The following is an 11570-nucleotide window of genomic DNA, read 5'->3' as shown; positions in this document are numbered from 1 at the left end:
CGTTGGCATGGGTGCAGGTCAGGCCCGAGAGATACCACAGCACCGGCACCGGACCGTCCTTGGCCTGCGGCGGCACATACACGGCAAAGGTCATGTCGCAGGCACACGTCTCCGATGCATGCGAATAGACACCCTGGACGCCGCCATGCGACTTCGACGTGGAAACGGTCTTCATCGGTTCTGCCTTTCGATTTCAGCCGGCCAGTTGGCCAAACAGCAAAGGGGCCGGCGGCGCGTCGGGGGCGTCGTGGAGACCCCGGAACGCACCGCCGGCCGACGCCGGGCTTTGGGAACACGCAGGGCAAGCTGGGAGGCTTGAGGCCCCGCGAAAAGCCAGGGCGTATCCCTGCTAATAGACGACCACGCTGCGGATGCTCTCGCCTGAATGCATGAGGTCGAAGCCCTTGTTGATGTCTTCGAGCCTGAGGGTATGGGTGATCATCGGGTCGATCTGGATCTTGCCCTCCATGTACCAGTCGACGATCTTCGGCACGTCGGTGCGGCCGCGGGCGCCGCCGAAGGCGGTGCCCTTCCAGGTCCGGCCGGTGACCAGCTGGAACGGCCGCGTCGAGATCTCCTGGCCGGCACCGGCCACGCCGATGACGATCGATTCGCCCCAGCCGCGATGGCTGGCTTCGAGCGCCTGGCGCATCACCTTGACGTTGCCGGTGCAGTCGAAGGTGTAGTCGGCGCCGCCGATCTGGTCGGCACCGCGCTTGGTCAGGTTGACCAGGTACGGAACGATGTCGCCGTCGACCTCCTTCGGGTTGACGAAGTGGGTCATGCCGAAGCGTTCGCCCCATTCCTTCTTGTCGTTGTTGAGGTCGACGCCGATGATCATGTCGGCGCCCGCCAGGCGCAGGCCCTGGATGACGTTGAGGCCGATGCCGCCGAGGCCGAAGACGATTGCGGTCGAGCCGATCTCGACGCGTGCCGTATTGATGACCGCACCGATGCCGGTGGTCACGCCGCAGCCGATGTAGCAGATCTTGTCGAAGGGCGCGTCCGGGTTGACCTTGGCGAGCGCGATCTCGGGCAGCACGGTGAAGTTCGAGAACGTCGAGCAGCCCATGTAGTGGAAGATCTTGTCCTTGCCGATCGAGAAGCGGCTCGAGCCGTCGGGCATCAGGCCCTGGCCCTGCGTCGAGCGGATCGCGGTGCAGAGGTTGGTTTTCCGCGACAGGCACGACGGGCAGGAGCGGCATTCGGGGGTGTAGAGCGGGATGACGTGGTCGCCCTTCTTGAGCGAGGTCACGCCCTTGCCGACGTCGACGACGACGCCGGCCCCCTCATGGCCGAGGATCGCCGGGAAGATGCCTTCGGGATCGGCGCCCGACAGGGTGAACTCGTCGGTGTGGCAGATGCCGGTCGCCTTGATCTCGACCAGCACCTCGCCCTCGCGCGGACCCTCGAGGTCCACCTCCATGATCTCGAGCGGCTTGCCTGCTCCAACGGCGACGGCGGCGCGGGTTTTCATCGTCTCACTCCCAATGTCTCGGATGCCGGACCTCTGCCCGACGGAATTGTGTTGAACTGGATCAGGCAGCCTTGGCCGGGCCGGCCGGGAACACGCCCGACATGACCGTGAAGCCCTTCAGGCGCTTGACGCGATCGCACCAGCGGCGGATCGCGGGATAGTCCTGCCTGGGTATGCCGCCCTCTTCGGAGAGCATGATGTAGGGGAAGCAGGCGATGTCGGCGATGGTCGGATGCGCGGTCGAGCAGATCCACTCCCGTCCCTCCTGCTCGCCGAACCAGAGATGTTCGTCGAGGATGCGGAACAGGCGATGGGCGCCGGCACGTGCAGCCTCGACGTCGAGTTCGTAGAACAGCGCGTCGTGCAGGCGCGCCGCCGACGCCGTGCCGGTGATGCCGTCGGCAAAGGCCAGCCACTGGCTGATCTCGCCGAGCAGCGCGGGATTGTCGCGCGGGTACCAGGTGCCCGACACGTCGTATTTCGAGGCAAGGTAGACGAGGATCGCCTGGGCGTCGCGCAGCACCAGTCCGTCGTCCTCGATGACCGGCAGCTGGCCGAGCGGATTGATCTTGAGGAACGTTTCCGACTTGTGCTCGCGGCCGGGGTAGAAGTCGATCGGCACGGTCTTCCAGTCGACGCCGAGCATGCCCATCAAAAGGCGCAGCTTGTAGCAGTTGCCCGACAGTTCGTAGTCGTAAAGGGTGATCATCGGGGAACTCCTAGAGGTCGAGGACAAGCCGCGCCGACTTGGCGCGCGACACGCAGGTCATGATCTTGGTGCCGGACTTGCGCTCGGCGTCGTTGAGGTAGACGTCCTGGTGGTCGGGCTCGCCTTCGATGACGGTCGCGAGACAGGTGCCGCAGGCGCCCTGTTCGCAGGACGACGGCATGTCGATGCCGGCTTCGCGCATCACCTCGAGGATCGTCTTGCCCGAGGGCACCTTGAGGGTCACGCAGGAGCGGGCCAGCGCCACCTCGAAGCTCGAGCTGTCGTCGATGACGTTGGTGTTCTTGAAGTACTCGAAGTGCACCGCCCCTTCGGGCCAGCCGGCCTCGGCCGCCAGATGGCGCGCCGCCTCCAGCATCGGGCCAGGACCGCAGAGGTAGAGATGCGTGTCGGGTCGATAACCGGCGAGGATTTCGCGCAACTGCGCGCCGGTCTGTTCCGGCGACAGCCCGAGGTGCGGCTTGAGCGATGCGCCGAGACCGGCGGTCTTCTCCGGGAAGGCAAGCTGGGCCTCGTTCTGAGCGAAATAGTGCAGGTCGAAAGCGAGGCTCTGGTTGCTGAGCGCCTGGGCCATCGCCAAGAGCGGCGTGATGCCGATGCCGCCGGCAACGAACACGGTCTTCACCGCATCGCGGCGCAGCGGGAAATTGTTGCGTGGTTCGGAGATCGCCAGCACGTCGCCCTGGCGCACCGTCTCATGCATGCAGGTCGAGCCGCCCTTGGAGTCGCGCTCCAGCTTGACGCCGATGACGTAGCTGTCGCTCTCGCCCGGACCGTTGGTGATGGAGTACTGCCGGATCAGCCCGTTCGGCATGTGCACGTCGATATGGGCGCCGGGCTGGAAAGTCGGCAGCAGCCCCTTGATGGGCCTGAGTTCGAAGCCGGCAATGCCGTCGGCTGCCTGCCACTTCCTCGCCACCTCGACGCGGATCGTCGCCTTGCGACCGTGCTTGGTCTCTTCGGGCATCTCGGCGAGTTCGGCCGAGACGCGTTCGATGACCGGTTCGAGCGGCGCCGGCGCCGGCTCGGTGGCAGCCTCGCGCTCGACGGTGTCGCGCAGCTTCGACAGAAGACCGTTGTGGTGGTGGAGGACTGCCAACCGTGCCTTGCCCTCGACCTTGCCGTCGAGCACGCCGCGGATCACCGAGCGGTTGGAATCAACCGGCTGGACGAAGAAGATGGCATGCGTCGCGGCATCGCCATCCGTGGCCCGCAGCGCGACCGAAAATTCATTCGAAGCCTCGACCGAGACCTTGGCGTCGCCGCCATCGATCCGGTCGTTCGGCTGGAAGCGGTAGCCCTTGAGCCTTGCCGCAACGACGTCGGCCGGGGCGTTGACGGGGATGCCGCGAAGTGTGAGCAGTTCTCCCTCGGCGAGACCGGGCACTTCCGGCACCTCGCCCTGCGGCTCCTCGGCCGACCAGACCAGGCCGTAGCGCTCGACCGCCGCGAAGGTGCGGTTGGTGATGGTGCGCGCCGGCGCGTCGGCCGGGTGGGCGGGGATGTAGGTGCAGCCGGCAGTGCGGTTCGAGTAGCGCCAGCCATGGTACTGACACTTCAATTCGCGGCCGTCATTGATGCCGATGGAAAGGCGCACGCCGCGATGCAGGCAGCGGTTTTCCCAGACGTTGATGTAGCCGTCGTCGGCGCGCCAGACGGCGAACTCGCGGCCGAGAAGCTGGCCATGGAAGACGTGGCGGTGTGGCAGGTCGTAAGACGCGGCGATGGGATGCCATCTGGTCTTGGCGGTATCGAGCATTGTTGTCTCCAGAACTAGGTTTCGCGCGGCTCACGCTCAGGTAGCGGCGGGAATGACACCGTAGGTCACGCCCTTCTGACTGAGCCAGCGGCGGTATGCGATGGCCGACTTGTCGGCACGGATGGGCGTTTCGGCGCGCGGATCGAGCGGCAGCCGCTTCGGGAACTGGTTCTCCAGGATCGGCTTGTCCTGCCCGAAGATCGTCTGCTGGAAGCGCTTGATGACCTTGTCCTCATTGTCCTCGTCGAGGATGCACAACATCATGTGCGCCCGCACATGCTCCTGGTCGACCGGCTGCAGGAACACCGCGATCACATCGCGGCGGCTCTCGTCCATCGGGCTCGATTTGTAGAGCACCGAGCAAAAGGGGTGTGGCACGCGATAGATGTAATCGACGTCGGCGCCGCCGTCCGAGGTGGTCGAGGCCATCGGCTGGTAGAAGCGGCAGCGCGTCGCCAGGATCTCGTCGCGGTCGACCGAAATCTCGACGTCGTACTCCTTCACCTCCGTATGCGGTTCGGCGCCGAGGATGTCGGTGTGGACATAAGGGAAATGCCCCATGTCGAGGAAGTTCTCGATCGCCCGCGGCGCCGACACGTTGACGCCGACGGTCGCGGCGTTGAGCTTGCGGCGGTCGGCCTCGTCGAATTCCGGGATCGGGAACAGCTCGGCCGGCGGATTGCCGAGCGACGTCCAGATGTAGCCATAGGCGAGCTTCAGCGGCAGCTTTTCGGCTACCGTTGCAATGTCTACCGGGCTGCCCTCGGCAAGGTCGGCGCGGTCGCGCCAGACGGCGGCATTGCCCCTGCCATCGACTGCGTAGCTGAGGCGCTCCTCGAGCAGCACCGTATCGGCGACGACACCTGCCCGCACTTCGGCCAGGGCCGCCAGTGGGTGCCAGAGGTCGAGGATCACCTGATCCGTGCATCGCGTCTTGGTCATGTGCGGTTCCTTGTTGTGGGCGCGGCTCACATCCGCGCCGGTATCGCGCCGTAGGTGACCGACTTGTCGCGCAGCCAGCGCCGGTAGAGCACGGCGACGGCATCGGCCCGTATCGGCGTTTCGGCGCGCGGATCGAGCGGCAGGCGCTTCGGCACCTGATTTTCGAGGATCGGCTTGTCCTGGGCGAAGATCAACTGCATGAAGCTGCGGATCCCCGCCTCGTCGATGCCGTCCTTGAGGTAGGTAAGAAAAGGATGGGCAACGCAGTTGTCCTCGTCGACCGGCTGGACGAACAGGGTGATGACGTCGAGCCGGTGCTTCTGCACCGGATTGCTCTTGTAGAGCGCCACCGTATAGGGCCGGATCACCTTGTAGACGTAGTCGACGATGAAACCTTCCTTGGCCGTCGGCGAGGCGATCGGCTGATAGAACTTGCACTCGGTCGCCACCAGCTCGTCGGCGGCCGTCAGTTCGACCTTGTAGGGCGCGACTTCCGTATGCGGCTCGTCGCCCAGCCAGCCAGTGTGGACGAAGGGGAAATGCCCCATGTCGAGGAAGTTCTCGACCGCCCGCAGGCCCGACACCCTGACGGCGATCGACCCTCCGGTGACCAGGTAGCGGTCGCCCTCCTCGGCTTCGGGCACGAAGACGATGTCGCGCTCCGGCTTGCCGAGGCAGGCCCAGAGGAAACCGTAGCGCTTGGTCGAATTGACCACTTCGCCGGTGTCGTTGCGGACCACTTCCTTGTTGTAGCGGCCGCGGCAGTGAATGGTGAGATCGACCCCGAGAAGCCGGGTCTGGAACGGCGCGGCCGACGACAGGTTCGTCAGGTCCGCGACCACATGCCAATCGTTAAGAAGGACTCTGTCGCTACAAAGGGCTGCTTTGCTCATTGCAACCTCCCTGGCTAGCACTTCCCCATGAACCTAGCTCTGTTATGGCCATATTGGAACCACAGGATTGGATATCAATCAATAAGAAATTGCATACCCAGATGAGAATTTTGATTGACAGGCGGAATTGATTGAATACCGATATGGAATTCGTAACCTGGGACAAGTGGTGCCGCCGGCGCCATGGAAGCCGAGGCTGACCGCCGAGCAGGCCAAAGGTGCTGGCGGGGGAGGAAGTTGTCATGAGCAGCCGCTCGCAGGCGATTGCCGACATATTGACCCGGGCGATCCTCGACCACCGGCTCGTGCCCGGGTGCAAGCTCGGCGAGCGTGAGCTGTCGGAGATATTCGACGTCAGCCGCATCGTCATCCGCCAGTCGCTGATCCGTCTCGCCGACGATGGCCTCGCCCAGATCGAGCGCAATCGCGGCGCCTTCGTCGCGCGTCCGAGCATGCAGGACGCGATGGAGATCTATGACGCGCTCACCCTGGTCGAACAGGGCGTGGCGGCCCAGCTCAGCGACCGTCTCGGCCCCGCCGGCTGGGCCGAACTGCGCCAGCATGTCGAGCGCCAGCGCCAGGCGGTGGCCTCCGGCAACGACGCGCTCGCCGACGTGCTCGGCCAGGAATTCCACACCGTGTTCGTGCGGCTCAGCCGCAACAAGGTGATGCAGGAGATCCACGCCCAGCTCGTGCGCCGCACGACGCTGCTGCGCTCGCTGATCACCGCCGACTTCGACTATTGCAACCTGCTCGACGACCATGCGCGGGTGATCGAACTGCTCGAGAAGGGCCGGCTGAAGCAGGCCATGGAGCTGATCGACGCGCATCACCGGAGCGTCGTGCGCGGTTACATCATGGACAGGCAGGTGTTTCCGGAGCTGACGCCGCGCGAGGCGCTCGAGCCCTATCTGGACACCAAGGCCGGCGAGGCGCCGCAGCCTGCGCCAAGAAAAAAGACGGGAGACAACGGCAAGGCGAGGGCGCACGCCCACGACCACGCCGCTAAATAGACCCGGCACACAAGCCGGGCGCCGCATCTACCAACAGAGGGTTACCACCATGCTCAATCTCACCAGACGCAAGTTTCTACATTATTCGGGAGCGGCAGGTGCCGCGCTCGCCACCGGCGGCCTGACCGGCGCCGCCCGCGCCCAGGAACCGCTCAAGATCGGGGTCGTCTACGTTTCCCCCATCGCCGAGATCGGCTGGACCAAGCAGCACAGCCTCGGCGTCGACGCCATCAAGCAGGAGTTCGGCGACAAGGTCGCCATCACCGTCATCGACAACATCTTCATGCCGCAGGACGCCGAACGCGTGTTCCGCGAACTCGCCGCCTCCGGTAACCAGCTGATCTTCGGCACGTCGTTCTCGCACGGAACCCCGATGCAGAAGGTCGCGCCGCGCTTCCCCAAGGTCGCCTTCGAGCATTGCTCGGGCATCGTGCATCTCGCCAATCTCGGCACCTTCGAGGCCAAGTATTACGAAGGCACCTTCGTCGCCGGCGCCGCCGGCGCGCATATGAGCAAGTCGGGCAAGATCGGCTTCATCGGCGGCTTCCCGATCCCCGACATCGTCGGCCCGGCCAACGCGCTCCTGCTCGGCGCCCAGAGCGTCAAGCCCGACATCACCTGCAACGCCATCTTCCTCAATTCCTGGTTCGACCCGGGCAAGGAAAAGGAAGCCGCCAACACGCTGCTGTCGCAGGGCTGCGACGTCATCTGCTCGATGACCGATACCGCCACCGGCGTGCAGGTCGCCGGCGAAGGCGGCGCCTGGTCGATCGGCTATGCCAGCGACATGGCGAAGTTCGGCTCGGGCAAGCAGCTGACCGCCTTCACCCTCGACTGGTCGAGCGACTATCTGCGCGCCGCCAAGGGTGTTGCCAATGGTACGTGGAAGCCCGAGGCGCGCTGGGACGGTCTCGCCGGCGGCGTGGTCAAGATGGCACCCTACAACGAGGCGATCCCGGCCGACGTGATCGCCAAGCTCAAGCAGCTCGAGGCCGACATCGGTTCCGGCAAGGTCCAACCCTATGCCGGCGAGCTGAAGGACCAGGACGGCAACGTCAAGGTGGCCTCCGGAACGGTGCTTGCGGATGCCGACATCCGCGGCATGAACTGGTTCGTCAAAGGCATGATCGGCAAGCTCGGCTGACCGATCGCCCTGCAATCGTACCCACCGGGGCGGAAATCCGCCCCGGTGGCTTGCGGCTGCGCTCCGTCCAACCCAAACGGCAGGACCGGCTATGACCCCGCGCCTAGAACTGCGCAACATCACCAAGAGCTATCCCGGCATCGTTGCGAATGACGACATCTCCATGTCGATCATGCCCGGGGAAATCCACGCCGTGCTCGGCGAGAACGGCGCCGGCAAATCGACGCTGATGAAGATCATCTACGGCGCGGCCCAGGCCGATTCCGGCGAGATCTGGTGCGACGGCAAGCCGATCGAGGCCCACAACCCCGCAAGCTCGCGGGCGCTCGGCATCGAGATGGTCTACCAGCATTTCGCGCTGTTCGAGTCCGTCACCGTGGTCGAGAACATCGCGCTCTCCGTATCAAGCACCTTCGATCTCGACGCGCTGGCGCGCCAGATCACCGAGCTGTCCAACCGCTACGGCATGCCCATCGACCCGCACCGCCGCGTCCACGACCTGTCGGTCGGCGAACGCCAGCGCGTCGAGATCGTGCGCTGCCTGCTGCAGGCGCCGAAACTTCTGATCCTCGACGAGCCGACCTCGGTGCTGACGCCGCAGGCGGTGGTGAAGCTGTTCGAGACCTTGCGGCAGCTCGCCGCCGAAGGCTGCTCGATCGTCTACATCAGCCACAAGCTCGACGAGGTCCAGGAGCTCTGCGACTCGGCCACCGTGCTGCGCAACGGCAAGGTGACCGGCACTGCAAAACCCAAGGAGAGCACCTCGCTCGAACTCGCCCGCATGATGGTCGGCTCGAAGCTGCCCGAAATGCATGTCAGCCCGTCTGTGCCGAGCGACAAGCCTGTGCTCGAGGTGCGCGGCCTCACCGCCTCCGCCCGCGACAAGTATGGCGTCGAGCTCAAGAACGTGTCGTTCGAGGTGCGCGGCGGCGAGATCGTCGGCCTGGCCGGCGTCTCCGGCAACGGCCAGGCCGAGCTGATTTCGCTGCTCAGCGGCGAGCGCACGCATCCCAATGCGCTTGCGGTCCAGATCGGCGGCAAGGCGGCCGCCCATCTCAACGCCAGCGAGCGGCGCAGGCTTGGCATGGCCTTCGTGCCGGAGGAGCGGCTCGGCCGCGGCGCCGTGCCGCCGCATGCGCTGTGGGAGAACGCGGTGCTCACCGCCAACCGCCACGGCGGGCTGGTGCGCCACGGCATGGTCGACCGCACCAAGGCGACCGGCTTCGCCCGCGCCGTCATCGAGCGCTTCAAGGTCAAGGCCAACGGTCCGCAATCGAGCGCCCAGAGCCTGTCCGGCGGCAACCTGCAGAAATTCATCGTCGGCCGCGAGATCGCGCTGCAGCCCAAGCTGTTCCTGGTCGCGCAGCCGACCTGGGGCGTCGATGTGGGCGCGGCCGCATTCATCCGCCAGACCATTGTCGATCTCAGCCGCGCCGGCGCCGCCGTTCTGGTGGTCTCGGAGGAACTCGACGAGCTGTTCGAGATTTGCGACCGGCTGCTCGTCATCTGCCAGGGCCAGGTGTCGCCGCCCTTGATCAGGACAAAAACCAACCGCGAGGAAATCGGCCTGCTGATGACCAGGGTCGACCGCGGCAACGGAACGAACGGGAGAGGCGAAGTTGCGGTACAGGATTGAACAGAGGCCGGAACCCTCCGCTTCCATGCGCATCGCCGCCCCGGTGATCGCAACGGTACTCACGCTGTTCGTCGGCTCGCTGATGTTCGCCGGATTGGGATATGATCCGGCGACGACGCTGCAGGCCTTCTTCATCACGCCGATCAACTCGATCAACGGCCTGTCGGAGCTGCTGCTCAAGGCCTCGCCGCTGATCCTCATTGCCTGCGGCCTCGCCGTCGGCTTCCGCGCCAATGTCTGGAATATCGGCGCGGAGGGCCAGCTCATCATCGGCGCCATCGCCGCCTGCGGGGTCGGCCTGTTCTATCCGAACCCGGAAAGCCCGATCCTGCTGCCACTGATGTTCCTGGCAGGCGCCTGCGCGGGCATGGCATGGGCCGCCATCCCCGCCTTCCTCAGGGCGCGGATGAACACCAACGAGATCCTGGTCACGCTGATGCTGACCTACATCGCCACACTCTTCCTGTCGTGGCTGGTGCACGGGCCGTGGCGCGACCCCGCGGGCTTCAACTATCCGCAGACGGCCCTGCTGCCCGCGGCCGCCATGTTCGAGCCCTTCGACTATGCCTACCGCATCAACGGCTCGGTGTTCATCACCGTGGTGGCCGTCGTACTGATGTGGCTGTTCACCGACCGCAGCTTCCTCGGCTACAAGATGAAGGTTTCGGGCGCCGCCCCGCTCGCCGCCCGCTACGCCGGCTTCCGCGAAAGCTCGGCGGTGTGGACCGGCCTGCTCGCAGGTGGTGCGGCCGCCGGCATCGCCGGCATGGCCGAGGTCACCGGCCCGCTCGGGCAGCTGTCGCCACAGATCTCGCCCGGCTATGGCTTTGCCGCGATCATCGTCGCCTTCATCGGCCGGCTCAATGCCTTCGGCATCGTGCTGGGCGGACTGCTGATGTCGCTCCTGTTCCTCGGCGGCGAGGCGGTTCAGATGAACCTCGGCCTGTCCTCGTCGCTGACCCGCATATTCCAGGGCATCCTGCTTTTCTTCCTGCTCGCCGCCGACTTCTTCATCTTCTACCGGCTTCGCCGCATTCCGGAGCACGCCTGATGGATCTCTTCATCGCCATCTTCACCGGCACGATCATCGCCGCAACGCCACTGATCTTCGCCGCCCTCGGCGAGCTCGTCGTCGAAAAGTCCGGCGTCCTCAACCTCGGCATCGAAGGCATGATGCTAATGGGCGCGGCCTTCGCCTTCTGGGCCGTCGTCGCAGGCCTGCCGATGCCGGTCGCCATCCTCGCCGGCGCGCTCGGCGGGGCCGCCGCCTCGCTGCTCTTCGGCGTGCTGGCGCTCAGCTTCCTGACCAACCAGTACGCGGCGGGCCTCGCGCTCGCCATCTTCGGCTCGGGCGTTTCGGCCTTCCTCGGCCGCGGCTTCGGCTCGGCGCCGATCGACGCGCTGGACCGCGTCAGCATCCCGGTCCTGTCGGACATTCCGGTCATTGGGCCGATGTTCTTCCGCTTCGACCCGATGGTCTACTTCGCCATCCTGATGTTTGTCGTCATCAGCTGGTTCCTGTACCGCACCAAGGGCGGGCTCATCCTGCGCACCATCGGCGAATCGCCCGAGACCTCGCACGCCATCGGCTACCCGGTGATCCGCATCCGCTACCTCGCGGTGATGTTCGGCGGGCTGATGGCCGGTCTTGCCGGCGCCTATCTGTCGGTCGCCTACACGCCGCTCTGGGTCGAGAACATGACGGCCGGCAAGGGCTGGATTTCGCTTGCGCTGGTGGTCTTCGCCACCTGGCGGCCGCTGCGCGTGCTGCTCGGCGCCTGGCTGTTCGGCGGCATGACCATCCTGCAGCTGCAGGGCCAGGCGCTGGGGCTGGCGGTGCCTTCCGAACTGCTCTCCGCCCTACCGTATCTCGCCACCATCGTGGTGCTGGTCATCATCTCGCAGAACCGCCAGATGCTGGCGCTGCACTTCCCGGCCTCGCTGGCAAAGCCGTTCCGGCCTGCGACGTGAGGCAGGAG

The 11570-nt window shown here is 65.6% G+C and carries 11 protein-coding genes; 5 read left to right on the top strand and 6 right to left on the bottom strand.

Going from position 1 to position 11570, the window contains the following annotated elements; all coding sequences use genetic code 11:
* From AmiPiv_RS22610 to AmiPiv_RS22585, 6 genes are all read right to left on the bottom strand, one after another.
* On the bottom strand, positions 1–175 hold a 175-nt coding region (locus tag AmiPiv_RS22610), incomplete at its 3' end, for an alpha/beta hydrolase-fold protein (protein WP_340041113.1).
* 174 nt (positions 176–349) lie between these two features.
* The gene (locus AmiPiv_RS22605) at positions 350–1477 is read right to left on the bottom strand and encodes an S-(hydroxymethyl)glutathione dehydrogenase/class III alcohol dehydrogenase (protein ID WP_340041095.1); all 1128 of its coding nucleotides are present in this window, start codon (positions 1475–1477) and stop codon (positions 350–352) included.
* 61 nt (positions 1478–1538) lie between these two features.
* Entirely contained in the window at positions 1539–2186 is a 648-nt protein-coding gene (locus AmiPiv_RS22600; protein ID WP_340041093.1) for a glutathione S-transferase family protein, read from the bottom strand.
* 10 nt (positions 2187–2196) lie between these two features.
* The gene (locus AmiPiv_RS22595) at positions 2197–3963 is read right to left on the bottom strand and encodes a Rieske 2Fe-2S domain-containing protein (protein WP_340041091.1); all 1767 of its coding nucleotides are present in this window, start codon (positions 3961–3963) and stop codon (positions 2197–2199) included.
* Between the two features lie 36 nt (positions 3964–3999).
* A complete protein-coding gene (locus tag AmiPiv_RS22590) occupies positions 4000–4905 on the bottom strand; it encodes an aromatic ring-hydroxylating dioxygenase subunit alpha (RefSeq protein ID WP_340041089.1) in 906 nt (301 codons plus the stop codon).
* A 26-nt stretch (positions 4906–4931) separates the two neighbouring features.
* The gene (locus AmiPiv_RS22585; RefSeq protein WP_340041087.1) at positions 4932–5798 is read right to left on the bottom strand and encodes an aromatic ring-hydroxylating dioxygenase subunit alpha; all 867 of its coding nucleotides are present in this window, start codon (positions 5796–5798) and stop codon (positions 4932–4934) included.
* A gap of 242 nt (positions 5799–6040) precedes the next feature.
* Here AmiPiv_RS22585 and AmiPiv_RS22580 point away from each other — a divergent pair, with 242 nt between their 5' ends.
* The 5 genes from AmiPiv_RS22580 (at position 6041) to AmiPiv_RS22560 (ending at position 11562) form a co-directional block, all read left to right on the top strand.
* Positions 6041–6811 (top strand): GntR family transcriptional regulator, encoded by a 771-nt coding sequence (locus tag AmiPiv_RS22580; RefSeq protein ID WP_340041085.1) that lies wholly within the window; start codon positions 6041–6043, stop codon positions 6809–6811.
* A 49-nt stretch (positions 6812–6860) separates the two neighbouring features.
* Complete coding sequence (locus tag AmiPiv_RS22575; RefSeq protein ID WP_340041083.1) at positions 6861–7955, top strand: BMP family ABC transporter substrate-binding protein; 1095 nt, start codon at positions 6861–6863, stop codon at positions 7953–7955.
* A gap of 91 nt (positions 7956–8046) precedes the next feature.
* Positions 8047–9591, top strand: a complete 1545-nt coding sequence (locus AmiPiv_RS22570; RefSeq protein WP_340041081.1) for an ABC transporter ATP-binding protein — start codon at positions 8047–8049, stop codon at positions 9589–9591.
* Entirely contained in the window at positions 9575–10642 is a 1068-nt protein-coding gene (locus tag AmiPiv_RS22565) for an ABC transporter permease (protein ID WP_340041079.1), read from the top strand. Before AmiPiv_RS22570 ends, AmiPiv_RS22565 begins: the two co-directional genes overlap by 17 nt.
* Positions 10642–11562: an ABC transporter permease gene (locus AmiPiv_RS22560; protein ID WP_340041077.1), complete on the top strand. Its 921-nt coding sequence runs from the start codon at positions 10642–10644 to the stop codon at positions 11560–11562. Before AmiPiv_RS22565 ends, AmiPiv_RS22560 begins: the two co-directional genes overlap by 1 nt.
* Positions 11563–11570: the final 8 nt, after the last annotated feature.

This window comes from Aminobacter sp. Piv2-1, assembly GCF_037625995.1.
In the GTDB taxonomy this organism is placed as follows: domain Bacteria; phylum Pseudomonadota; class Alphaproteobacteria; order Rhizobiales; family Rhizobiaceae; genus Aminobacter.
Note: the sequence above shows the minus strand (reverse complement) of the source record. Positions and strands in the feature narration are given on the sequence as shown.

Coding starts and splice junctions, on each gene's coding strand:
- AmiPiv_RS22605 (WP_340041095.1), bottom strand. CDS start 1,477: ATGAAAACCCGCGCCGCCGTCGCCGTTGGAGCAGGCAAGCCGCTCGAG.
- AmiPiv_RS22600 (WP_340041093.1), bottom strand. CDS start 2,186: ATGATCACCCTTTACGACTACGAACTGTCGGGCAACTGCTACAAGCTG.
- AmiPiv_RS22595 (WP_340041091.1), bottom strand. CDS start 3,963: ATGCTCGATACCGCCAAGACCAGATGGCATCCCATCGCCGCGTCTTAC.
- AmiPiv_RS22590 (WP_340041089.1), bottom strand. CDS start 4,905: ATGACCAAGACGCGATGCACGGATCAGGTGATCCTCGACCTCTGGCAC.
- AmiPiv_RS22585 (WP_340041087.1), bottom strand. CDS start 5,798: ATGAGCAAAGCAGCCCTTTGTAGCGACAGAGTCCTTCTTAACGATTGG.
- AmiPiv_RS22580 (WP_340041085.1), top strand. CDS start 6,041: ATGAGCAGCCGCTCGCAGGCGATTGCCGACATATTGACCCGGGCGATC.
- AmiPiv_RS22575 (WP_340041083.1), top strand. CDS start 6,861: ATGCTCAATCTCACCAGACGCAAGTTTCTACATTATTCGGGAGCGGCA.
- AmiPiv_RS22570 (WP_340041081.1), top strand. CDS start 8,047: ATGACCCCGCGCCTAGAACTGCGCAACATCACCAAGAGCTATCCCGGC.
- AmiPiv_RS22560 (WP_340041077.1), top strand. CDS start 10,642: ATGGATCTCTTCATCGCCATCTTCACCGGCACGATCATCGCCGCAACG.